Origin of the sequence: Bradyrhizobium sp. Arg237L (genome assembly GCF_029990105.1) — a bacterium.
Classification (GTDB): Bacteria; Pseudomonadota; Alphaproteobacteria; order Rhizobiales; family Xanthobacteraceae; genus Bradyrhizobium.
This window is the reverse complement of the sequence record NZ_JAQMIL010000002.1, coordinates 41,660-61,879: the sequence shown is the minus strand read 5'-3', so window position 1 is coordinate 61,879 and position 20,220 is coordinate 41,660. Positions and strand designations below refer to the sequence as shown.

The 20,220-nt window shown below is 61.8% G+C and carries 31 protein-coding genes and 1 pseudogene; 16 read left to right on the top strand and 16 right to left on the bottom strand.

Annotation, left to right across the window (positions count from 1 at the left end; genetic code table 11):
• Positions 1–437 precede the first annotated feature (437 nt).
• From OZ411_RS01480 to OZ411_RS01465, 4 genes are read left to right on the top strand one after another with little or no spacing between them, the layout of a single operon-like run.
• Complete coding sequence (locus OZ411_RS01480; RefSeq protein ID WP_282526502.1) at positions 438–929, top strand: hypothetical protein; 492 nt, start codon at positions 438–440, stop codon at positions 927–929.
• On the top strand, positions 926–1,222 hold the full coding sequence (locus OZ411_RS01475; protein ID WP_282526501.1) for a collagen-like protein: 297 nt from the start codon (positions 926–928) through the stop codon (positions 1,220–1,222). Before OZ411_RS01480 ends, OZ411_RS01475 begins: the two co-directional genes overlap by 4 nt.
• Before the next feature lie 5 nt (positions 1,223–1,227).
• A complete protein-coding gene (locus OZ411_RS01470) occupies positions 1,228–1,437 on the top strand; it encodes a hypothetical protein (protein WP_282526500.1) in 210 nt (69 codons plus the stop codon).
• Between the two features lie 22 nt (positions 1,438–1,459).
• Complete coding sequence (locus OZ411_RS01465; protein ID WP_282526499.1) at positions 1,460–1,753, top strand: hypothetical protein; 294 nt, start codon at positions 1,460–1,462, stop codon at positions 1,751–1,753.
• Between the two features lie 131 nt (positions 1,754–1,884).
• Here the strand turns inward: OZ411_RS01465 and OZ411_RS01460 are convergent.
• A pseudogene (locus OZ411_RS01460) lies at positions 1,885–2,085 on the bottom strand (hypothetical protein); the annotation flags it as partial.
• A 199-nt stretch (positions 2,086–2,284) separates the two neighbouring features.
• Here OZ411_RS01460 and OZ411_RS01455 point away from each other — a divergent pair.
• From OZ411_RS01455 to OZ411_RS01405, 11 genes are all read left to right on the top strand, one after another.
• A complete protein-coding gene (locus OZ411_RS01455; RefSeq protein WP_282526498.1) occupies positions 2,285–2,698 on the top strand; it encodes a hypothetical protein in 414 nt (137 codons plus the stop codon).
• 9 nt (positions 2,699–2,707) lie between these two features.
• The gene (locus OZ411_RS01450; protein ID WP_282526497.1) at positions 2,708–3,370 is read left to right on the top strand and encodes an SOS response-associated peptidase; all 663 of its coding nucleotides are present in this window, start codon (positions 2,708–2,710) and stop codon (positions 3,368–3,370) included.
• 226 nt (positions 3,371–3,596) lie between these two features.
• A complete protein-coding gene (locus tag OZ411_RS01445) occupies positions 3,597–4,364 on the top strand; it encodes a TIGR04255 family protein (protein WP_282526496.1) in 768 nt (255 codons plus the stop codon).
• A gap of 1 nt (position 4,365) precedes the next feature.
• Positions 4,366–4,914: a hypothetical protein gene (locus tag OZ411_RS01440; protein ID WP_282526495.1), complete on the top strand. Its 549-nt coding sequence runs from the start codon at positions 4,366–4,368 to the stop codon at positions 4,912–4,914.
• An 8-nt stretch (positions 4,915–4,922) separates the two neighbouring features.
• Complete coding sequence (locus OZ411_RS01435; RefSeq protein ID WP_282526494.1) at positions 4,923–5,414, top strand: hypothetical protein; 492 nt, start codon at positions 4,923–4,925, stop codon at positions 5,412–5,414.
• Positions 5,415–5,448: 34 nt separating this feature from the next.
• Positions 5,449–5,712: a hypothetical protein gene (locus tag OZ411_RS01430; RefSeq protein WP_282526493.1), complete on the top strand. Its 264-nt coding sequence runs from the start codon at positions 5,449–5,451 to the stop codon at positions 5,710–5,712.
• A 70-nt stretch (positions 5,713–5,782) separates the two neighbouring features.
• Positions 5,783–6,130, top strand: coding sequence for a hypothetical protein (locus tag OZ411_RS01425; RefSeq protein ID WP_282526492.1), 348 nt, complete (start codon positions 5,783–5,785; stop codon positions 6,128–6,130).
• 38 nt (positions 6,131–6,168) lie between these two features.
• A complete protein-coding gene (locus OZ411_RS01420) occupies positions 6,169–6,768 on the top strand; it encodes an RNA ligase family protein (protein ID WP_282526491.1) in 600 nt (199 codons plus the stop codon).
• Positions 6,768–6,953, top strand: a complete 186-nt coding sequence (locus tag OZ411_RS01415; RefSeq protein ID WP_282526490.1) for a hypothetical protein — start codon at positions 6,768–6,770, stop codon at positions 6,951–6,953. The genes OZ411_RS01420 and OZ411_RS01415 overlap by 1 nt, the downstream gene beginning before the upstream one ends.
• A complete protein-coding gene (locus tag OZ411_RS01410) occupies positions 6,950–7,159 on the top strand; it encodes a hypothetical protein (RefSeq protein ID WP_282526489.1) in 210 nt (69 codons plus the stop codon). Before OZ411_RS01415 ends, OZ411_RS01410 begins: the two co-directional genes overlap by 4 nt.
• A gap of 171 nt (positions 7,160–7,330) precedes the next feature.
• Complete coding sequence (locus tag OZ411_RS01405) at positions 7,331–7,762, top strand: hypothetical protein (RefSeq protein ID WP_282526488.1); 432 nt, start codon at positions 7,331–7,333, stop codon at positions 7,760–7,762.
• Positions 7,763–7,790: 28 nt separating this feature from the next.
• Here the strand turns inward: OZ411_RS01405 and OZ411_RS01400 are convergent, their stop codons facing one another.
• The 5 genes from OZ411_RS01400 to OZ411_RS01380 are packed head-to-tail and all read right to left on the bottom strand — an operon-like array spanning position 7,791 to position 10,048.
• Positions 7,791–8,162 (bottom strand): hypothetical protein, encoded by a 372-nt coding sequence (locus OZ411_RS01400; RefSeq protein WP_282526487.1) that lies wholly within the window; start codon positions 8,160–8,162, stop codon positions 7,791–7,793.
• Positions 8,141–8,563, bottom strand: coding sequence for a hypothetical protein (locus OZ411_RS01395; RefSeq protein ID WP_282526486.1), 423 nt, complete (start codon positions 8,561–8,563; stop codon positions 8,141–8,143). Before OZ411_RS01395 ends, OZ411_RS01400 begins: the two co-directional genes overlap by 22 nt.
• A 2-nt stretch (positions 8,564–8,565) precedes the next feature.
• Entirely contained in the window at positions 8,566–9,012 is a 447-nt protein-coding gene (locus OZ411_RS01390; RefSeq protein WP_282526485.1) for a hypothetical protein, read from the bottom strand.
• Positions 9,009–9,371 carry a hypothetical protein gene (locus OZ411_RS01385; RefSeq protein WP_282526484.1) on the bottom strand — a complete coding sequence of 121 codons (363 nt, stop codon included), beginning with the start codon at positions 9,369–9,371 and terminating at the stop codon, positions 9,009–9,011. Before OZ411_RS01385 ends, OZ411_RS01390 begins: the two co-directional genes overlap by 4 nt.
• Complete coding sequence (locus tag OZ411_RS01380) at positions 9,368–10,048, bottom strand: hypothetical protein (protein ID WP_282526483.1); 681 nt, start codon at positions 10,046–10,048, stop codon at positions 9,368–9,370. Before OZ411_RS01380 ends, OZ411_RS01385 begins: the two co-directional genes overlap by 4 nt.
• Before the next feature lie 194 nt (positions 10,049–10,242).
• Between OZ411_RS01380 and OZ411_RS01375 the strand changes: the two genes are divergently transcribed.
• Complete coding sequence (locus tag OZ411_RS01375; protein ID WP_282526482.1) at positions 10,243–10,449, top strand: hypothetical protein; 207 nt, start codon at positions 10,243–10,245, stop codon at positions 10,447–10,449.
• A 20-nt stretch (positions 10,450–10,469) separates the two neighbouring features.
• Here OZ411_RS01375 and OZ411_RS01370 read toward each other — a convergent pair whose 3' ends face one another.
• The 10 genes from OZ411_RS01370 to OZ411_RS01325 are packed head-to-tail and all read right to left on the bottom strand — an operon-like array spanning position 10,470 to position 20,211.
• Positions 10,470–11,618, bottom strand: a complete 1,149-nt coding sequence (locus tag OZ411_RS01370) for a tail fiber protein (protein WP_282526481.1) — start codon at positions 11,616–11,618, stop codon at positions 10,470–10,472.
• Between the two features lie 24 nt (positions 11,619–11,642).
• Positions 11,643–12,026, bottom strand: coding sequence for a hypothetical protein (locus OZ411_RS01365; RefSeq protein ID WP_282526480.1), 384 nt, complete (start codon positions 12,024–12,026; stop codon positions 11,643–11,645).
• Entirely contained in the window at positions 12,026–13,348 is a 1,323-nt protein-coding gene (locus OZ411_RS01360) for a hypothetical protein (RefSeq protein WP_282526479.1), read from the bottom strand. Before OZ411_RS01360 ends, OZ411_RS01365 begins: the two co-directional genes overlap by 1 nt.
• Positions 13,348–14,130: a hypothetical protein gene (locus tag OZ411_RS01355; protein ID WP_282526478.1), complete on the bottom strand. Its 783-nt coding sequence runs from the start codon at positions 14,128–14,130 to the stop codon at positions 13,348–13,350. The genes OZ411_RS01360 and OZ411_RS01355 overlap by 1 nt, the downstream gene beginning before the upstream one ends.
• Positions 14,123–15,706 (bottom strand): hypothetical protein, encoded by a 1,584-nt coding sequence (locus OZ411_RS01350; RefSeq protein ID WP_282526477.1) that lies wholly within the window; start codon positions 15,704–15,706, stop codon positions 14,123–14,125. The genes OZ411_RS01355 and OZ411_RS01350 overlap by 8 nt, the downstream gene beginning before the upstream one ends.
• The gene (locus OZ411_RS01345) at positions 15,706–15,957 is read right to left on the bottom strand and encodes a hypothetical protein (RefSeq protein WP_282526476.1); all 252 of its coding nucleotides are present in this window, start codon (positions 15,955–15,957) and stop codon (positions 15,706–15,708) included. The genes OZ411_RS01350 and OZ411_RS01345 overlap by 1 nt, the downstream gene beginning before the upstream one ends.
• Before the next feature lie 4 nt (positions 15,958–15,961).
• Complete coding sequence (locus OZ411_RS01340; RefSeq protein ID WP_282526475.1) at positions 15,962–16,390, bottom strand: hypothetical protein; 429 nt, start codon at positions 16,388–16,390, stop codon at positions 15,962–15,964.
• A gap of 20 nt (positions 16,391–16,410) precedes the next feature.
• Entirely contained in the window at positions 16,411–16,803 is a 393-nt protein-coding gene (locus tag OZ411_RS01335; RefSeq protein ID WP_282526474.1) for a hypothetical protein, read from the bottom strand.
• On the bottom strand, positions 16,800–19,907 hold the full coding sequence (locus tag OZ411_RS01330; protein ID WP_282526473.1) for a hypothetical protein: 3,108 nt from the start codon (positions 19,905–19,907) through the stop codon (positions 16,800–16,802). Before OZ411_RS01330 ends, OZ411_RS01335 begins: the two co-directional genes overlap by 4 nt.
• Positions 19,900–20,211 carry a hypothetical protein gene (locus OZ411_RS01325; protein ID WP_282526472.1) on the bottom strand — a complete coding sequence of 104 codons (312 nt, stop codon included), beginning with the start codon at positions 20,209–20,211 and terminating at the stop codon, positions 19,900–19,902. The genes OZ411_RS01330 and OZ411_RS01325 overlap by 8 nt, the downstream gene beginning before the upstream one ends.
• Positions 20,212–20,220: the final 9 nt, after the last annotated feature.

Below are 20,220 nucleotides of genomic sequence, written 5' to 3'. Positions count from 1 at the left end.
CGCAAGCGTGGGCGAAAACCTTCTTCGACTTCGTAAAAAATTTGGTTCTGCTCGGCGCCCTTAAGTACTACGCCGACAAGACATCGAACGTCTATCTAATCACAGCTTATTATATATGTAGTGGCTTCCTTGTCCTGTTTTGCTTCGCGTATTGGCACATGTGGCGAATCCATTTCTTTCGCTCGATCAGCGATAACAGGCTCGCACGTCTCTGCGATGAGGTATTTCGATACTCGATCGGGGTCATGTTTCTTTTCGCCATCAACTTGGCGATCAATGACGTGGTTTCAGAGCTCACAAAGCTGCAATCGAAGTAATTCGCATTCCGGGCGTTCGCCTGTGAATAACCGGGACAAGCGCGAATTTGGCCGCTCGTACGCGTTTTGCGTGTCATGCTCTCACCCATTACGAATCGCTGGACGAGGGGCTGCGGCAAAATGCACGTGGAAGCTATAGGGCACGCCAAGCAGGCGTCAGATCTCAAGGCCGGAGACTGTTTCTTTTTTGACGAACGGAAGAAATCAACTTTTGCTATCCGCACAGCGGAGAAGCATGGTCATATGGCCTCAATCGTCTTTTCTCGCGAGGGTGAACGCACGCCCATGGCAATCGTTGGAGGGCTACCCTCCACCGTTCTGGTCGTTCGCGGTGCGCAAATTCGAACCGAACCTACGAGTCTCGCGTTCTCAAGTTCGATCCCGTTAGGCGACATCTTGGTCGTCGAAAATAGGTTCTACGTCGCTGCGGCCTTTCGACGGATCGAAGTCGTTACGGTCAATCTTCAAACCGGCCTCACTGAGGACGTCCCCTCAACCGGAGCGTATGTGCATTTCTCGCGCTGGAGCGTCGGCATACCCGACGGCCAAAGATGGATACCGGTTTTCGATTTTCCGCTTTCAGCGCACACGCAGCCGGAGGCTGCTCGATGACCGATTACATCTACGACGCCCGAGGAAACGCCGTCGGATTTATCCGCCGTCGCTATATCCACGACATGCGCGGCAACGCCATTGGTCAATTGAACGGCACGCACGTTCATAAGCTATCGGGAAACTATGTCGGCGAGCTCGATGGAGACATGGTTGTCGACAAACACATGGGCAACTTTGGCAACATTGGAAGTCCCGGCAACCCCGGCAATCCTGGTGCGCCTGGAAATCCAGGAAATCGTGGCGCTCGCGGCACAGCGTATCGCGATGTGTTTCACCGTTTGCAGGAGTGAAAAGCATGACCACCAGGCGCGCACGAACTCGATTTCGAGTTGCCGAACATGCGAGCGGGCAGCCCTTTATCGTGCTCGAACCGCTGTCGGGGGACGACCTACAATTATTCTCCAGAAGCATTGGATTCGATCTTCCTCAGAGCACTACGTTTGAGGAAGCTCAGGAAATCGCGAAGTATCTCAATAATAAGCTGGTTCAAATTGCCGAGTGGTGAAAGAACTTCGGAGACAAAAACTATGCGAGACACGTTTGAATGGATCGATGGCGCCACGCGAGACAACGATGATCTTCGACACGCTCTCTACGACCTCGGGGCACAAGTGCTCGCCAGCCAGGCGTTTGCTCTCGCTTGCGCGACGATGAAAACGATCGATGAGCATGAAGCTCGTCAGTTGGTTGAGAAGGTCGCGGGCTATCCGGGTGTGACTGGAAGACAAATGAGGCCCGGCAGCGAAACAAGAGTCGGAGACCGAGCTGCAGAAGTCGTCATTTCATTAGCGAAGGATCGGCCCGGATTTGTGAGACCGTAGCTAGCTACGTCGATTTGCTCTTTTTGACCAGCGCCTCTCCTCCCTTCGTGACGATTCCGCCAAGGAAACCACTAAACAGAAACTCGGTAAGCGCTTTGATGTCGTCTGTGTCTAGGAAATGATACTGATTCGGGAGCACTCGCCCCCGTCTTGCAGCGGTTGCACTCCACCTCCAGCCAGCCCAGCCCGCCTCTGATGCATTGGCCGATCGTCGAGGACGGCTGCGCGGGCCCGCCGTAGCCGTCCATGCGCACGGACCAGGTTTTGGCCTCTGCACGTCTACCTCCCCGAACGGCCTTCCTGAGCTGCTTCCCGGGCGGCCTGCCCCAGATGACCTCGCGCTTCTTGGTGCTCGTGGCGGCAATTGCAGCGCCGCCGGCGCCGCCAGGCAATCCGCTAGGTCTGGTCGCCGCGCGCCGGCCGCTTACCAGCCCCAGGACGGCTTTCCGGCTCGTGGCCGCCTCCTTTCCACGTCAATCCACAAGCCATAGCGGCTTGCTCTGACGACGCCCGGGCGCGATGCTTAAAGGGATGGGTACGAAGTCCAGGGAAAGCATATACGGAGCGTCTGTACGCGCCTCCGCTGAGCAGGCGGCCAAAGCTCGCAAGGACGCCGATCGGCTCGCATGCCAAGCCTGGAACATGCGCATGCTGGCGTTTCAAGGGCCAGCCCAGCCCTCGCCCGCGCTCGGCGACGCACTCAATGCCGGCTACAGCTATCTCGAGGTGAAGTGTCTCGGCTGCGAGACGCACCAGACCGTCGCGCTCGATATCGTCCGCCGGCCGAAGACAACACCGATCCACGAGCTCGAGCGCTATATGCGCTGCAAGCTGTGCTCGGAGCAGCGCGGCTATTCCTATAAGCGCAGCCACCTCATCGCCCTGCGGCCCAGGAAGATCTCCGCCCAAGATCCGCCATCGACATGGTGGCCGGGCGAACGCTAAGGACCCCTGATGTGCAATCTGTATTCGATCACTACCAACCAGGAAGCGATCCGTGCGCTGTTCCGCGTCGTCAACCGCTATGTCGGCAACCTGCCACCGATGCCCGGCGTGTTTCCCGATTATCCTGCGCCCGTTGTTCGCGAAGGCAGCGACGGCCGGGAGATGATGCTGATGCGTTGGGGCATGCCGCCTCCGCCGAGCAAGCCTGGTCCGCCCGTGACGAATATCCGCCACACCACCTCGCCCCACTGGCGCGGGTGGCTGAAGCCGGAAAACCGCTGTCTGGTCCCCTTCAACAGCTTCGCCGAGTACGCGCCGGAGCCTAACCCCGCAACGAAGAAAAAGGACGTGGTTTGGTTCGCCCTGGCCGACGAGCGGCCGCTCACCGCCTTCGCCGGGATCTGGACCGAGTTCAAAGGCGACCGCGGCACCAAGTCGAAACCGATCCCGGGCCCTCACTTGGTCTATGGATTCCTCACCACCGAGCCGAACGCGATCGTCGCGCCAATCCACTCCAAGGCGATGCCGGTGATCCTGACGACTGACGAGGAGCAGGACGTCTGGCTGCGCGCGCCGTGGGATGAGGCTAAGGCGCTGCAGCGGCCGCCGCCGGATGCCACGCTCAAGATCGTCATGCGCGGCCCCGACAAGGAAGATAGGCTCGCCGCATGAAACATGCTGAGGGACCGCTCCGTGCCTCTCCCGGATAGCGGCTAAGGCAAACCATCCTCTGCGAGAGGACCTTACCAGGGCTTTGTAAGGTTTTGTTCACGGTACGGGCTCGAATTGCGCATTACCGCTGTTGAAAACGCGCGGAGATTTGCGTCTTTGGCATTCTCCAACTTTGACCGGAACGGGATATACTGATCCACAGGGATTCCTCACATCGAGACTCATTTTGACCGCAGCCTCCCATCCATCATTTCCGAATCCGACAATCGTCGAAGTCACATGTGAAATTTCCTTCTTTAGACACTCGCAGGAGCGGCTCAGTTCGCGTTCGCTATACGGGGTCTTCGGCGACGAATTTCCGGAAATGCAGCCGCTTGTCGGAAACATGAATCTGCAGATCTTTGTGGGCCCTGCCGGCGCAGCGCCACCGGCGATACAGGCAAACCCTCCAGCGGCCACTGGCGGTCTGAGATTCGGCAACACGAGCAATGACGAGTTCGTGCAGGTAACCGGCTCAAACTTCATCTACCAACTGGTGGGCGGAAAGTATCCTGGCTGGCCCCAGCTGAAGGACAAGCTTCTTTCGAACTGGAAAAAGGCTGGAGAGGTGGTGGGTCCGGAAAAGCTCATCAAAATCGGCCTGAGATATGTAAATAGGATTGTAAAAGAGCCGAATCACAACCAAATAAGAGACTGGCTTAAAGCGTCCGATGAACTGCCTGCGTCCTTGATCGCATCTGAAGGTCCCTATTTTGCTAGGATTGAGAGTTCGCCATTGGCTGGACACCTAAAACTGATCACGGTCGGCAATCAGGACCCCACCCCAGACACCCCCGTGGGAGCGATCATTCTAGACATTGATCGGGTCTGCTTGGAAGACGACATTCCAATGGCGAACATTTCGGAAAAATTAGAACAACTGCACGAAGATATCTGGACTGCATTTGATTCGGCGAAATCTGATCTTCTGCAAGCCCGGTTAATGGGAGAGTGAATTGGCCCAGGCAGCTCAAATCAGCCGCCATGTTGAGCGCGGAACGGGACACTCAACTGTGGCGATTAGCGGCGCACCGGTCTGGGCAATCGGCGCAGCGATAATCACGTTGAGCTTGGCTCCGACCGGAGCCGGCACGAGCGCTTCAGGAAGCGAGTTCGTTCGGACCCACCAGATAACGCCATTCGAGCGCGCTTCCAGAAAGAACAGCTTTTTTGATACGGCCGCTGATTACGCCTTCGACGATTGGGATGGCGACGGGGCGACCGCGATTTCCGGTGCGGACGTTCAGACGGCCCGAGCACTGTTGGATACGCTCAATGCCCCTGAGCCGGAAATCGTCGCCGGCTCAGACGGTAGCATTTGTATGGAATGGGTTCGCCAAAGCGCGACGGGAGAAAAGAAGATTTACGTCGACGTCGGCCCCCATGGCAGGATATTGACGTTTGCTAGGTTCGGAAGCTCCGCACCAATCGAGAAGCACTTCGACGAGTATACCGCTGAAGTTGATCATCATCTTCGGGTGCTATTTAGCGTCTATTCAGCGTAGGCTAGATTGTGAACGCGGGAGATTCTGCAGCGCCCAATGATGTTTGGTTGCGTCCAATCACCAACGAGACGCACATCAAACGTTCGGTCGTTCATCACGGTCAGTTTAAGAAGTGGCTCGCGCCGCCTGACGATCCGCAGAAGCCTTGGAAGCTCGAGCTTTCAGGCCGATTGAGGTCGCTGGTCGAGAGCATCGCGGCGGATGCGCTCAAGAAAGTAAAAGCGCAGCAAGACAAGCTTGTGACTGCGAACAAGCCGGTTCCCAGTGCCCTCAGATACGTTGGCATCCTGCATTCAACCATTGAGGATATCAGGGCAATTCCCGAATTAGTTGGTGATGTTATTTACGATCCCACCGAGGATAACGCCCATGCCAACATTGTGGTAAGGGACAAAGGTCCAAACGAAATTCTGACGGTCACCGACATACTTTTGAAGCACCTCAGATTCGTCGAAGAGAGCGACGTCGCAACGCATCCAGAATTCTCGTCCTGCGCTTAGCTACGCTGCTCCAGCTTTGGTAGGCAATTGAGCCTTGAAGTTCGTCGAAGACAACCCCTACGCTGACCCGGAGAAGGCCGCGCGGCGGCTGATGGAGCTGGCGCACGCCATCGAGCCCGTGCAAGACGGACGGATCCACATCGAGAAGATCAATTATCCGTTTCTATCCCTGGACAAGGCCAAGCCGGCCGAGTACGGCGCGGGCATCAAGTTCGCGATCGAGCGCGGCAGGCTGTGGATGCACGAGAGCGGCACCTATGTGAAAATCACTCCGGCCGGGGCGGAACTCTTCGCCTAAGCATCGCGTCGACTCCGCCGATCAAGCGCGGTAGCCCTTGGCCGCCGATTGCTGTCTGTGGAGTTGCGTCATGCGTACATCCCCATCGATCGTGCCGCCCGCCGCCGACCAGGACGTCTATCTCGTCCTCGACCAGTTTGGGAACCGGCTCGGCCGCGCTTGGCGCGAGACCGACGAGGAGGACACCGATAGGGAGACCCTCCTCCGTCACTTGTTGGAAGGTCAGTACAGCAATCCTATCCGGATCGTAAGCTTCAATACCGACGAGGGCTGGTCGCGCGACGCCTCGGAGGATGTCGCCGACGAGCTGCGGCAGCGGTGCGCCGACCAGGGCGAGATCCCAACCTTTTTGGCCGGCTTCCTCGACCAATACGGACACGAGGACGGCATTCAATTGAGCCTGCCGATCCGGCTCTAGGATTCGCAATTTCCCAGCCAAAACACTATCTTACCGCCATGAGTAAGGCGTTTGAGTTTTGCCTGCCGACCCGCGCTCAGAAGGTTCCCGCCGGTCGGGACTGGCTCCACGAAATCAAGTACGACGGTTATCGGATCCGAGTAGAGCGCGACGGCTCGCGTGTCCGCTTGATCACCAGGAGCGGGCACGACTGGACGAAGCGATTCCCGTGGATCGTCGAGGCCGCGCTACAGAACCGGCAGAAGCAGTTCACCATTGATGGCGAGGCCGTCGTGCTCGGCGTCGATGGGATATCCGACTTCAACGCCCTCCACTCAGGAAGGCACAACGAGGAGGTCCAACTCTACGCCTTCGACATCTTGGCCGGTGACGGAGACGACTATCGGGCTCTTCCGCTGACGATGCGCAAATCGAACCTGGCGCGTCTGCTCGCCCGCAGGCCGGAGGGCATTTTCGCAGCACCGTTTGAGCAGGGCGAGATCGGCCCAGACCTCTTTCGGAAGGCGTGCGAATTCAAATTGGAGGGCCTCGTTTCCAAGCGCCTCGACCGGCCGTATCGGGCCGGTCCGTCACGAGACTGGATCAAAGTCAAGAACCGCAAGCATGTCGCTTTCGATCGGGTCAAGGAGAGTTTCTGATGCCCCGCGATATCTACGACCACAAGGAGTGGACCGAGATGGATATCGAGGATCTTACCGATGCCATGAACAACGGCACGCCGATCGAGATCGCTGCCGAATGGTTGTGCCGCTCCGGCAGCATCGACGATGTGGAGCGCAAGGCCCGCGAATTGAAGCTGCCGATCCGAAGGGAAAATCGATGAACACCCGCACGGACCATCAGACGATCATTACGGCGATACAGGCCGCCCGTCGCGTGCTCGCTGAGTACATAGAGCCCGGACAGCCGCGCGACGCCACTGTCACGGTCGATAGGCTGCGGGGACTGCTGGACAACCGAGACGTCGAGGCGGCGCTGAAACGCATCGACGTCCGCAACACGTTCGAGCTGGTGAGCGTCGAGACCTGACGGTCATCACTATACGGTGCGCACCGGTTGGGACACTGCTGCGGCCCTCGCCAGTATGAGGGCCTCGTACGGCGGGAGGACCTCTGAGACGAGACGATGCGCCCTTAACCCCCGGCCACAACGAAGGAATTAGTTAACTTCCTTGTCGCAGCCCTTGCTCTCGCGCCCCGGTTGCTGTTGGATGCGATCCGCTGGGGAGATTTCGTTACTATGCGCGTTCTGTGGGTGCTGGCGCTATGCGCCGTGTTGGGCGGCTGCGCCGCTTCGAGGCAAGAGGTCGTAGCTCGACTTGGACAGGAATACATCGGCCAAAACGCCGACACGCTGGTGCTCCGGTTCGGACCACCGACCAGCACATTCAAAATGAACAGCGGCCAGACCTCGTACATTTGGCAATTGACGGCCGTGACCGACATCGCCGTTGACCGCGGTATTGGTCAGGCATCGACGCGGTTCTGCAAGGTAAGCGCGATCGCGTCGCCAACCGGCATCGTCCAACAACTGGATACCGAGGACTCCAACGCCGGCTATGGTCTTCCCGGCGCCATCGGCGTTTACGGGAGCATCTGCGGTCAGCGGCTTGGGATGAGACCGCAGAGCTAGGTCCTGTTACCCGCACCCGGAAAGATGCTCACCCATGATCGCGTCGCCCTCGCCGGCTCTGCAGGTCCTCGACGGCGCGCCGCAGCTTCCGGATCTCGTCGATGTACTGCTCGAAGCGCATCTTGAAATCTTCACCGGCAGTTTCGGCGAGCAGCAGCGCCTTCGCGGCGTGAACATCGAGTGCCTCGAGCGCGAGCGAGAGGCGGTTGATCGAGGAGGAATCCGCGAGCAGCGCCCCGATGCCGATGCCGGCCTTGTCAGGCTCGCCGCGGCGCCCTTCGGCCTGCACCTTGCGGTAGCTCCAATAGGCCACCACCATCGACGTGACGCCGCCGACGCCGATCAGGGGGGCGAGCGCGGCGATCGCGTCCCATGCGGTCAAGGCCTGTGCGGTTGCCATCGTTGCAGCGCCCCCGTGTGGTAGGAATCGCGGGCACCACGAAAAATGCTGTAGCCCTCAAACGCGATGAAGACCGGAAACCACATCAGCTCGGCCGGCCATGGCCCGCCGGCGACGGCGGTCCAGAACAGGAAGCCGAGCACGATCCACCAGATCAGCCCCAGACTGGCGCCGGCGACGCGAAACAGCGGCGTGCGGCGCCAGGATCCGTTGATGTAGAGCGCGACCACGCGGACGGCGCCGATCGAGACCGACCACGCCGCCCACACGAACTCCGGCGCGATCGCGCCCAGCATGCGATGCTGCGGCAGCGACATGGTATCGCCCGGCAAGAGCAGACCGAAGCCCCAGGCGAGCATCATCGAGGCCAGCAGCCATTCGACGGAGCGGGTTTGGCTCATCGCTATCGTTCGCGCCGATTGTAGAAAATTTGCCCCACGGCCATGACGCCACCGGTGCCGAAGATGCCGCCGATGATCCAGCCGGCCCATTCGCCAACAGAGCCGTCAACAGGTGGCGTAAAGCCGTAGACGCCGAGCACCCATTTGCAGACGATCTTGTCCCACATGACGACCTTCGCCTGGTAGAACATCCAGGGAAAAGCAAAGCCGCCGACAAGGATCATCAGGAATTTGCTCTGCGAGACGGTCTTGAGAAACTCGACGCGCGTCTGACCTTCGGCAACGATCCCGGTCACCATCTGCTTTGCGACATCGACGTCGCCACCGATGCGCGCGGTCGTGATCTGCACCTTGGCGTTGTAATACGCCTGAGCGAATGCGGTGATCCCGCCGGTGATGGCGGGAATCGCTTTGAAGAAAGCTATTACAGCGGTGATGACGGTGGTCATGCTGCCCCCTTTGCGAACGACCGCAGCCGCGCTGCCAACGTGATGGCCGAGATTCCCATCAGCACGTAGCCGAGAACTTTCGGGTTTGCCTGTAGCGTGTCGGTGATGGTCTGACGCAGATCGGGATCGCCAAGCGCTGTCGCGATGGGATCGATCCACTGCAGGGCGTTGCCGATCGCCTGGAGGACGTAGGCCCACGCGATGACCGCGGACTTGCCGCACAGCACCCAGACCTTCTGCCAGAAGCCGTCGGCATCGGCGTAGAAGGCTCTGAGCGCCGGGAGGGCCTTCAGGACCGGCCGGAGAAAGAACGCATATCCGACGACGATGCCGGGGATAACGGCAAACATCCAGATCATTTCGACACCTCGACTTCGGGCGTTGGAGCGGCGGCCTCGCCGCGCAGCGGGCCGGCATCAGCCGGCGGCGGCTCGGCCTTCTTGTGCGTGAGCTTCCATGCGATGAAGATCGCGACGGCCGCTCCGACGCCGATCGCGAGCGCCACCCATGGGCTGATGCCGGCCTTGACGGCGCCGGCGGTCGTGGCGGCGCCAGTCGTGACGGCCACGGTCGCCTTCTTCGTCGTCGACGCCGGCGCCTTGCCGAACACGCGGCGCTGCGCCTCGAGCCAGTCCGCATCCGGCGCCGGATACCGCTTGCCGGCTTCGTGCCAGGCCTGCGCCTTCAGGAAGGCGATGCCCATGGCGCTGTTCAGCAGGGCATCGTTGATGGTCGTGTCCTCGGTCATCCCCGGGACGCGATCCTTCACGAACTTGATGTACGAGGCGACGGAGTTGCCGCCCGACCAAACCTTGATCGCGTCCGCGAAACGCTTGTTGCGGTAGCGGGCTGAGCGCCACAGGTCGATTTGCGCGCAGATGCCCTGCACGAACGTCGGGAAGACGGCGATCTTATTGCCCTGCCCCGTGCCATCGTTAAGAGCGACGTTGCCGGTCTCGCCCCATTTCTTCGAGATGGCATTCCCACCCCACATGGCGCCGGGGTTTTTGTATCTGATTGATGCTGGTTCAGTCATAGGCACGGCTCCTTGTTCGCCCGGATTTCCGGGGCGTTGAGGTTGGGTGTTGTTCTTGGTTGATGGTGGGAAAGTACCTTGCAGGCACCCCATGTGTGGATGGTGGAGTGCTCACCCCTCAAGGAGGGGTTGATTCTCGGAATGGTTGCAGGCTAGCTCTTGTCCATCGATCGGCTGGGGAGCCCGTCAATAAAATGTTCGGAAAACTGCGCCTGTTATTGGCGCGACCAAGCGATTTTGATTGGCATCGAAGTGTGCTGTCGCCGCTTGGCCGGCGCGATATCTACGGCAATCGGCTATCGCCTGTCGGGCAGGTCTGGCGCCGTCTCGGTTGCGACGGCAGATGGCAATACAAGCAGGATGAGGCCACCGAGCAGGACTACATCGACAACGCATGGTGACGGTGCAGGATCTCCAGCAACTACAGAACCCGCAAGATGTAGCCGGCCGCTATCGTCGGCTGGACGTTGTCATGGGCCGCGCCGCCGCCAGTGTTATTCGACGTCGCGGAACCAGAGCCAGAACCGCTGAACGAACCAGACACACCAATGACGGCCTCGCCAATGCCGACGCCAACATCAGCCGGCCTGGATCCAGCGCCCGTGATATGAACCGCCTGGTTGGTTGCCCCCGAGATCGAACCGCTTACACTTACAGAGACGCTTGATGTGATCGTGGGAATATTTGCCGCCGTGAGTGCAACGCTCTGTGCACCCCCCACCGCCCCGCGCCCCGTCGCAAATGATAGACGTCCAATCGCTGCTCCGCCCATGTTATCCATGGCGGCAACAACGCGCCCACGAAGGTCTGGTAGATTGAAGGTGCTTCCGTCGACGGCGCCATAGGTCGTACCGAACAGCGCGAACAAAGATGCGTAAACCGTCCTAGAGAGCGCCTGCCCGACCGGAAAGGCGAACGCGCTAGAGGGTGTCGTGGGCCCCCAGTAATCCATCCCGCTCCCTAGAGGAATCCCATAGGCATTGCCACCGAGGCCGTGCAGATAGAACGCCCCGTCACTGTTATTGTAGAGCGCAGTGTAGGGGGTGCCCTGGATCAGAGTATTTGACTGCAACTCCATACCGGGTGCCAGCCGTAGCGGCTTCGCCGCCAGCCCATCGACACTCAACGTCGCGTTAGCCGCATTTGTGACGTGCGGCGTGAACGCGATGATGTTGCCGCTCAGACGCGCCAGCGTGTCGTACTTGCGAAAGCTGGCGACGGCGTAGGCCGTCGCCGTGCCGCCGGTGACGATCGCGCCGGAGACATCCTGCGGAAAGGCGGAATCCGATGCCAGCCGGCTGGCGAAGATCTCCTTGGTGCCGTTGCCGAAGGTGCCCTTGCTCTCCTCGACATCGGTCAGGGTGATCTGGTTGGCGGCGCTGTAGGTGACGAGGCCGGCCCAGAACGCGACGCCCGGCTCGACGATGGTGGCGTACGTGGTGTCGCCGATCGACATGAAAGCCGAGAAGGTGTTGTAGGAATTGTCGGCCGCGCCGGCGAGCGCATAGGGGCCGTTGCCCGCGGTCGTCGATAGCTCGAGGATGCGCGCGCGAGGGCGAACGAAGGCCATCCGGGGATTCCTTGTGAGGTGGTTTTAAACGAGGGCGTCGGCGCGGAGCAGCAGGTTGTCGACCTGCTCGGCGGTCAGTCCGACGGCGCTGATCATGCCCTGCACGATCGGGTCAGTGCGCCGGATCTCGACGGCGAGGTCCCATTCTTCCTGTGCAGCAGGATTGGCCGATATCGCCGCCTTGATCGCCGGCCACTGCCCCAGCTCGTCAAAGGCCCGCTTGAGGCCGAGCTTGGTGCAGCTTTCAGGGACATGCGGCGCAGGCGGGACATACGGGTCGGGCACGTTGCCCGCAGCAAGCCACCCTTCATAATCCTGCCGATCCACGTTGCGCGGATCGTTCGGGATGAAAGCACTGTCGCTGGTGCGAACGACGATATCGGTCGCGGTCAACAGATATTCGGCCATCACAGCCTCGCATTCGCAACGTAATGGAAGCGGACAAGGTCCGGTGCGGACATGCCGGACCCAAACAAACTGAAACCGCACTCGCCCGCAGTGTCGAGAGATGCTGCCCTAATCCCCGCTACAACCGCGTTCACAGTTCCCGCAGCCCCGCCGATGTCTGGATAAAACGCGATGGTCGGGCCAGCGCGCTTCCGCACTTTGAACGGCACAGTCGGCATCTGATAAGCACCAATGCCAAAGGTAACGTAAAATTCTATGCAGTCGGCTGAAGAAACTGATCCGGCAAAAGCAGCCATGCCATAGCTCTTTTCCCAATAGCGCTGGCAGAGATGCAGCTCGGCTGCGAAGTCAGGTACCTGGAATGCTGGCGCAGCGGACCCTTCATACAAACCGACATCGAACAGCTCAAAGACATTGCCGTTGGTGCCCATGAAATTGAACTGGTTCGAGGTGCAATAGGCTGCGGAACCGATCCAAGTATTTGGCGTCGCCGTTTGAAACGATGATCCGCCCATGAGAAAAAACCGAAGATCAATCCCCTTGCCGCTGTTGGCCAGCCACGTCCCTGTGGTGTCGAGCGTCAGCGTGACAGATTTGACAACATCGGTATTGGCCTCGCCTGCACTGATCGTATATTCGGCGACATAGGATCGATTGCCCGCGCTGTTTCCAAATGCGACACAGTAGGTCCCCGCTGGGGCCTTTACTCCGAACTTCAATGTTACAGTTTTTGCGGCGGATGAGCCCGATCTCAGATCGGCAACGCGATATCCCTCGATCGCATGGATGATCTGCGCGTAGTCAGAAGATCCAACAGATGTGTCAGCACCTGTCACCGTCAGCCGCAGGCGATTTGGTGATCCGGCAGGCGTGGCGCTAGCGACCTGTCCGGCGGTCAGCGCACCAGAGGTTCCGGCCGAACAGGCAAACATATCGACGGGATAGTACGCGGACCCCGGACCAGCGACGCCACCATTTTCCTGCGACACCATCATCGCGCCATTGATGATGTAGTTTTTCTTCGGGAAGGCGAGCCCGGCCGGCAGGTCCATGAACACCTGCTTGGTGCCCGATGGCGAGAACGTGCCCTTGCTGTCGAAGACGACGCTGACCGTGATCTCGTTGGTGTTGGTATAGGTCAGGATGCCCGACTTGAAGGCGACACCCGGCTCGACCACCGCGCCGACTGTGGTATCGCCAACCGACATCGAGGCGCTGAAACGGTTGAACGAAGCGTCGACCGCGCCGGCGAGGGCGAACACGCTCTGGCTGTTCGAGGTCGACTTCTCGAGCACGCGGTCTCTTGGCTGGATGAAAGCCATCAAATCCTCTCGTCAATGCGGAATTGCTTGCCGAAGATGTCATTGACCGGGCCGAAGCTGACCGGCGTCAGGTCGGTCACCAGGCCGTAGACGGAATCGCGCGGCAGGTTGTCGCTGTCGGGGTCGACGATGAACAGCACATTGCGTCGCCGGCCCTTGACCCGATCGAGCCGCTCGATCAGGCCGTTTTTCTGCTGCAGCGAGATGAAATCGAAAGACAGGTTGAGCCGACGAAACGAGACGTCATCCCATGTCAGCGTCATGCCCGACGATGTCGACGATACCCGGCTGCGGTCGACCCATTGCCGCTCGCCGCCGCGGACAAAGTTGTAATCGAAGCTCTCGGCCAATCCGTCGGCGATGCAGCCGGCCTCGACGAAGTCGGCATCGGGATCGTCGATATCGACCCGCGTGAACTGCCACGCGGCCGGCGCCGGCAGCCGCCACACGAACGAGCCATAGGCGATGTCGAAATGCGCGTCGCCGCTGCTGATCACGCCGGTGTCGAGCACATCGGCGGCAACCCCGAGGCTGTCGCTCGAGGACAGCCGCAGACGAATGGTCGCGTTCGGCCCGCAGGTCAGTCCGCAGAGCATCACCGTGTCGGCCGGCGCCAGCGCCGTCTTGCGCAGCACGGCCCATGCGGACGGCGCCAGGGCGCGCCAGCGCTCGGAAGGATGCGGGTTCAACAGGTTCGAGGCCGGCATGGCGAGCGCCTGGCTGGACGCCACGACGCGGCCGCCGTCGGCCTGGTTGTCGACCATGATGCAGGCATTAGCCATAGGCGGCGACCTCGACACTGTCGACGCCGGCGGCCGGGTCGACGCTGATGCTGGTTTCGACCACGATCATCGAGCGCCCCTGCGACAGGTCGAACCGCGGATGCGTCACCCCGATCTCGTCGCCCATGTCACGACGCAGCGCGCGGCGCGGGACTGTCGCGCGGTAGATCGCGCGCGTTGTCTTCCACAGGGCGATCAGCCGCTCGGCCTCGGCCGTGGCGTCGGCCTCGTTCTGGAAATAGGCCTCGACCGGATCACGGTCCTGCGCAAAGGGGTGATCGGTCAGGATCGTCTGCGAGCTCGCCTCGGCCAGGCGGTACTCCTCGGCCACGAAGGCCTTGCGCGCGGCAGAGACGCCGCCGGCGAGATCGGTCTGCACGGTCCAGCAGCGCGCGTAAGGCACGCGCCAGCGCCAGCGTGGCGGCCGGTAGGCATCCGGCAGCGGCTCGCGCTTGATGTCGCCGCCGAGCATGTCGCCGCGGGCGAAGCTGGCGACCGGATTGCCTGACGGCGCGCCGAAGATGCGGACCTCGAACAGGCCGTCGAGCTTGTGGCCGCCCCAGCCGCCGATGCCGCCCATCAGCTTCTGGATCAGCGCGGCGACAGTCAGGGAGTCGTCCGGCGCGACGAAATAGCCTATTCCAGCCGGCTGCGCCGCGTTGACGGCATCGAAGGAGGCCGCGTCGAGATCTGTCGGATCGACCAGCGCCGTCCGCGTGCGCAAGGCCCAGCGGACGATGTCGGCCGTGGTCTCGATATAGCCGCCCGTGTTCTCGCCCCGCACGTCTGCTGTCACCGTGCCCGATGGCGAGGAACCAAGCTTGAATAGCCCTAGCGCCCTGCAGGTCGCATACTGCCCGGCGCTGACGCTGGCGGCCACAAGCGCCGCATAGCTAGCGACGTCGCTCCCGGCCGTGAGCTGGGCGCCGCGATCATAGACTGCGTCGATCGCCTGCACCGAACCGTCGTGCACCTGGTAGATCAAAAGGTTCGGCACCAGCAGCACCGGCGTGACGTTGAGCGCCTTACCGAGCACCAGCGGCTTGCGCTTGCCTGTCAAATCCGCTCCACCATCGGCGCCGCCGGTGCCGCCATAGACGTTCGGCTGCGCCGGCACCTCGAGCTTGTAGGAGAAATCCTCCAGGTCGATGGTGATGGCGTCGCCGTCAACGTTCCAGCCGCTCGCCGTCAGCTTCGCCAGCGGAAACGCCTCCGCATAGGCGCGGTCACGACGACCGATCTTGATCGTGATCGGACGGCCGTCGACGGCATAGGACAGCGGCAGGAAATCGTAATACGCATCCGCGTTGGAGATCACCAGCGTGCCCTTGCCGGTCGTGAACTGGCCGATGTCGGACTCCATGATCGAGCGGGTGAACTTGAAGCTCTGCAGCACGCCGCGGAACGGCTGGTTAGCCGGTGTATCCGTCGGCCGCGTCGCAAAGCCCGCCGCAGTCGAGACATAGATCTTCAGCGTCAGCGACGCATCGAGATCCATCGTCATGTCGAAATAGACGCGCAGGTCGCGGCGATCGGCCTGTAACGGCAGCGCGCTGCAGGGGGCAGATGATTCCATCAGGAGCGGTCCGTCAAAACCCAAGGCTCGATTTCGGCGAAATAGGCGATCGGCGCCTCGGCCTGCGCCAGCATCTGATCCCATGCCGTGGAGCCGCCGAAGATGACTTCGGTCGACCCGGTCGCGGACCATGTCGTCGCGAATGGCAGCGTGGCGAAAGCGGCGGTCGCTTCGCCCTCGGCAACCATGCGCGCGGCGCGCGTGCCGACATCGCTGAATGGAAAGAGGCCGAACGGCCCTCTGGCGAGCATTGGATCAGGTCTCGGTGATCGTCGAGCCCTGCACGATCACCGGGGGCACGCCCGTGGCGATCACGACCGGAGGATTGAGCGCGCCCCGGTAGAGCACCTTGCCGGCGCCGCTCGAGGCGACGCCGATGGTCGCAAACAGCGCGATCTCGCCCCCGCTCGCCGCCAGCGGGAACGTGACGTCGTCGGCGGGCGACACGACATTGCCGCCGATCACCCATCCCGTTCCGTCGCGCTCGATCGCCACACGGGCATATCCGGCATAGGCGCATTCGCTGGTCGATTGATTGCCGCCGCTCGCCGGATCCGCCGTGTGCAGGGCGAGAAAATACTGCGTGAGAGGCGATGAGGCGGCGTTGTCGGCGATGTTCGGAATCGGCGTGCCGTGGAAAATCAGCTTCAGCATATCGTTGCGGAACGTATCGCTCTTGTCCATTTGTCCCTGCCCTTCGCTCGTCAAGTGATCCGCAGCCGGAGCTGGCCGGGCGGGATCTGCAGCGGTTGACCCGTTGTGATGGTGCGCGGCAGCGAGGGCACACCGGGGCAAACCATGTTGCCGCCGACGGCCGCCTCCTCGATGCCGAAAAAGACGATCGTGCCCCAATCGGCAACCGCGGGACCGAAGGTGATCATGGTCGTGTTGACGCTGATGCCGTCCGCGTCCGCCGCGCTCATGACGCCGGCCAGCGGCTGGCGGGCATAGCCGGCCCCAGAGACCTCGAAGGCATGCGAGCCCGCCTCGCCGGGATCGCCGAGATGCGCCGACAGATACAGCCGCGGGAATGTGTAGACGGCGACGCCAGTCAGATGATCGACCAGCTTCTGGCGTCCATAGGATGTTGCGCTCATGCAGCACCTTTCTGGCTTGGCCGCCCGCCGCGCCGGCCGGCGCCCTCGGTCGCGTTGGCAACGCGATCGAGCTTACCCCCTAACACCTCAACCGCGTCCCGCAGCGCCTGCACCTGCGCCTGTGTGGCCGCTGCCTGCGCCTGGGTGAAGGTCTGGCCTAGCTGCGCGAAATACTGGCCATTGTCGTTCGCCGCCGAGCTGCGCGTCGAGGCCAACGCGTTCGCTACCGGCGAGGCCGCGGAAGGCGCTACGGAGGCCGTCGGGACCGCTGCCGATGGCGCGAAGGCGGCCGGCCCGGCCAGCGCGCCAAGGGCCGCCGTGACGGCCTGATAGATTGCCGCATATCCGTCCGACGACGCATAGAAGCCCTTGGCCTGGTCGAGCAGCGTCTGGGCGTACTGAGTGATCGACCCCAGCGCGTCGGCATCACCGCTCTGCGCCAGCGCAAGCTGGCGGTTGAAGTTCGCCTGCGCCGCGGCCAGCTGGTCCTCCGGCGACAGGATCGAGTTGGAGCCGACCTGCAGGCTTTCCAGATACTGCTGGATGGTCTTGATCGAATCCGTGACGTCGACGGTCGCCTGATGAACGACGCCGGCGAGATCCGGAAAGATGTCGATGAAATCGGCGAACTGATCGCCGACCAGGCCAGCGTCCTGAATGATCTTCTGCGCCTCGGCCGCGAACACGGCCGCGATCTGCGCGAGCATCGCGGGATCGTTCCTCAGCTCCGCGGCGTTGGCGAGATCCGTCTGGTGCTGCTTGAGCAGCCCGGCGGCATCGTTGAGATAGCCCTTGCCCTGAGCCGCGTTGAGACGCTCCTGCAGTCCCTGCGTAACCGTGTCCGTGAACTGCGCCACCAGGGCCTTGATCTGCGCCTGCGCCGCGCTATCGATGAAGCCCCTGAAATCGCCGCCGGCATTGATCAGGCCCAGCGTGTCCTTCAGGCCAGCCGCCTCGTCGTTGACGCCCTTGATCTGCTGCTGCAGCGGCGAGAGCACGTCCGCGCCGTGCGCAAACTCGGTGAGGACGCGATTGACCGATGCATTGAACGTATCGGTGAGGCTGCCGGCACCACCGTAATCCTTCGCCTTGACCGCGGCGTCGAACAGCGTCTTAAAGCTCGAATAGAGCGAGTTCAGCTCGTTTGTCAGCGGTCCGAGATCCACACCTTTAGCGGCCAAATTGAACTTGTTGACCTGATCGGCCATCTGGGCCCACTGCTTCTTGGCCTCCTCCATCTCCTTCTTGGCTTTCTGGTCGCCGGCAAAGAGAGATGCGCCGATCGCGATGATGCCCTCAACGCCGGCCTGCGCGAAATTGCCGGAGAACAGATCAGTCAGCGCCTTGTCCCCCATTTTGGAAGCGAGCTGCTCGGCTGCCACGGTAAGCGCCTCCATCGGAGACTTGGCCTGCAGCAACCCCTGCACGAAAGTTTTCGCGAAATCGAGCCCGACGTCGCGACCTTCCCTGATCGCGTTATTGACGCGTATCGCCGCCGCCTCGGACGAGGCCAGCGCGGTAGGAACGTCATTGCCGTAAATCTTCTGGAGCTGCTGCGCGATCTGCACGTCCTCGGGCGAGAGGAACGCGGTCTTGCGCGCAAAATCAATCTGCGCGGCCACCCTGACCCGCTCGAGATCGGTCGCCGCATCGGCCGCCTCGTCTCCCAAGGCGGCGATTTGAGCCTTGAGCTGCTCGGTGATCGGCCGCCCCTGCGCCTCCGCGGCGGACATCAGCTTTGCCTCGGTCCGATACTTCGCCAGCGCGCCGGCGCCGAGCCCGACGGCATCGGCATCGGCATAGAGCTGATCGATATGCTGTTTCGCCGTGGCGATAGCGCGATCGAAGGCGTCGTCGACCTCCTTGCTGCGCGCGGCGACCTTGGAGAAGCCGCCGGAGATCTGGTCGGCGCCGGCGAGGACGTCAGCCGAAAACTTCTTCCAGCTTTCGCCCTGCGCCGACCAGGCCGCCGCGGCCTTGGCCGCGCCCATGGCCGCGTCGCTGGTGTCCATGACCGGGGGCACAGATGGTTCGCCGGTGTGCATAGAGGCTGGAAAACGGTCGCGGAAGCTGCCCGCGCTCGGAGCGCCCGCGAATGGGACATCCCTCTCTCCGAGCACCTGAATGCTGGAGGAAAACACCCTGCCCGCCGCGCGCCAGAAATCGAGCGTAAACGGCGTCGCATTCCGGAAGTCCTCGAGCGCCTGTTCGGTTCCAGGCGTAATTTCAATTTTAATGCCGCCGCTCTCCGGCACGCCGGCATCGCGCAAGCGCTGCAACTGTTCATCGGCATGGGCTTGTGCCGCGGCCGCCGCCTTGGCGACGTCGATCGAGCTGATGAAATTCGACAACCGCATGATCAGATCGTCGGCATAGGGCAGCAGGCTCAACAATGCCGACTTGAGATAGAACTCCATCTGCACCGAACTCTTGCGCCATTCGCGGTCGAACTCGGCGGCCTTGTTGATGGTCTCATCGTCGATGATGGCGCCGGCCTTGCGCGCCTCATCGGTCAGGCTCACCATGGCGCCGGCGCCCTGCTCGAGGAACGGAATCCACTCCTTGGTGAAGCCGAGCATCTCGGCAATCGCCGCCTGATCGCCCGAGCTGCGGGCGCGCTTGATCAGATCGGCGGCGATGCCGAGAAGCTGGTTTTGCGAGATCAACTGGCCATTCGCATTCCGGATAGAGATGCCATTCGCCTCGAACTCCTTGGAAAGCGAATTGGCGTTGCGCTGGGCGTCATTGAGCAGTTGCGCCGACTTCTGCAGGCCGGCGGTCACTTGCGCCTCGCTGAGGCCCGCGATCTGCCCGCCGAACTGCACGCCCTGGAAGTCGGCGAGCGACAAGCCGACTTCCTTCGCCGTTCGCTGCATGTCGGCAAGCTGCTTGTTCGCCTTCACCACATGGTCGACCAGAGAATTCAGGCCGACGATCGCCGCGAGCGCGCCGGCGCCGACGGCCGCGAGCGAGGCCTCGAAATCGCCGATCGCGCCGATGCCGCGGCTGGCGGCGCGAGCCGCCCCGTCCATGGCACGTTCATAGGCGGCAGCGCCGGACGTATCGGCGTTGATAACGAACTCGGTAACGACCTGATCACTCATCCTGCTGCTCTCCGGAGCCGTCGCCCTTGTCTGCCGTCAATGAACGCAAGAACAGATCGTCCAGCTCTTCGATCGCCTCGACTTCCCATGGCGCCAGGCGCAACCCCGCGTGCCGCACGAAGGCATCGAAGTCGGGCCACTCGATCGGCGACATCGCAAAGCCGTTCGAGCCCTTGCGCCGGCGCAGGCGATGGTAGGTGCGCCACAGGTAGTCCAGCGATCTCGGCAAAGGCGGGCATCGAAGCTGCTCCTCGTACCCTGCCCGCTTCGCCTCGTTGCGGGTCCGCTTGATCAGCCCCTGCAACGTCTCGCG

Coding starts and splice junctions, on each gene's coding strand:
- OZ411_RS01480 (WP_282526502.1), top strand. CDS start 438: ATGCACGTGGAAGCTATAGGGCACGCCAAGCAGGCGTCAGATCTCAAG.
- OZ411_RS01475 (WP_282526501.1), top strand. CDS start 926: ATGACCGATTACATCTACGACGCCCGAGGAAACGCCGTCGGATTTATC.
- OZ411_RS01470 (WP_282526500.1), top strand. CDS start 1,228: ATGACCACCAGGCGCGCACGAACTCGATTTCGAGTTGCCGAACATGCG.
- OZ411_RS01465 (WP_282526499.1), top strand. CDS start 1,460: ATGCGAGACACGTTTGAATGGATCGATGGCGCCACGCGAGACAACGAT.
- OZ411_RS01455 (WP_282526498.1), top strand. CDS start 2,285: ATGGGTACGAAGTCCAGGGAAAGCATATACGGAGCGTCTGTACGCGCC.
- OZ411_RS01450 (WP_282526497.1), top strand. CDS start 2,708: ATGTGCAATCTGTATTCGATCACTACCAACCAGGAAGCGATCCGTGCG.
- OZ411_RS01425 (WP_282526492.1), top strand. CDS start 5,783: ATGCGTACATCCCCATCGATCGTGCCGCCCGCCGCCGACCAGGACGTC.
- OZ411_RS01420 (WP_282526491.1), top strand. CDS start 6,169: ATGAGTAAGGCGTTTGAGTTTTGCCTGCCGACCCGCGCTCAGAAGGTT.
- OZ411_RS01415 (WP_282526490.1), top strand. CDS start 6,768: ATGCCCCGCGATATCTACGACCACAAGGAGTGGACCGAGATGGATATC.
- OZ411_RS01410 (WP_282526489.1), top strand. CDS start 6,950: ATGAACACCCGCACGGACCATCAGACGATCATTACGGCGATACAGGCC.
- OZ411_RS01400 (WP_282526487.1), bottom strand. CDS start 8,162: ATGGCAACCGCACAGGCCTTGACCGCATGGGACGCGATCGCCGCGCTC.
- OZ411_RS01395 (WP_282526486.1), bottom strand. CDS start 8,563: ATGAGCCAAACCCGCTCCGTCGAATGGCTGCTGGCCTCGATGATGCTC.
- OZ411_RS01390 (WP_282526485.1), bottom strand. CDS start 9,012: ATGACCACCGTCATCACCGCTGTAATAGCTTTCTTCAAAGCGATTCCC.
- OZ411_RS01385 (WP_282526484.1), bottom strand. CDS start 9,371: ATGATCTGGATGTTTGCCGTTATCCCCGGCATCGTCGTCGGATATGCG.
- OZ411_RS01380 (WP_282526483.1), bottom strand. CDS start 10,048: ATGACTGAACCAGCATCAATCAGATACAAAAACCCCGGCGCCATGTGG.
- OZ411_RS01375 (WP_282526482.1), top strand. CDS start 10,243: ATGTTCGGAAAACTGCGCCTGTTATTGGCGCGACCAAGCGATTTTGAT.
- OZ411_RS01370 (WP_282526481.1), bottom strand. CDS start 11,618: ATGGCCTTCGTTCGCCCTCGCGCGCGCATCCTCGAGCTATCGACGACC.
- OZ411_RS01365 (WP_282526480.1), bottom strand. CDS start 12,026: ATGGCCGAATATCTGTTGACCGCGACCGATATCGTCGTTCGCACCAGC.
- OZ411_RS01360 (WP_282526479.1), bottom strand. CDS start 13,348: ATGGCTTTCATCCAGCCAAGAGACCGCGTGCTCGAGAAGTCGACCTCG.
- OZ411_RS01355 (WP_282526478.1), bottom strand. CDS start 14,130: ATGGCTAATGCCTGCATCATGGTCGACAACCAGGCCGACGGCGGCCGC.
- OZ411_RS01350 (WP_282526477.1), bottom strand. CDS start 15,706: ATGGAATCATCTGCCCCCTGCAGCGCGCTGCCGTTACAGGCCGATCGC.
- OZ411_RS01345 (WP_282526476.1), bottom strand. CDS start 15,957: ATGCTCGCCAGAGGGCCGTTCGGCCTCTTTCCATTCAGCGATGTCGGC.
- OZ411_RS01340 (WP_282526475.1), bottom strand. CDS start 16,390: ATGGACAAGAGCGATACGTTCCGCAACGATATGCTGAAGCTGATTTTC.
- OZ411_RS01335 (WP_282526474.1), bottom strand. CDS start 16,803: ATGAGCGCAACATCCTATGGACGCCAGAAGCTGGTCGATCATCTGACT.
- OZ411_RS01330 (WP_282526473.1), bottom strand. CDS start 19,907: ATGAGTGATCAGGTCGTTACCGAGTTCGTTATCAACGCCGATACGTCC.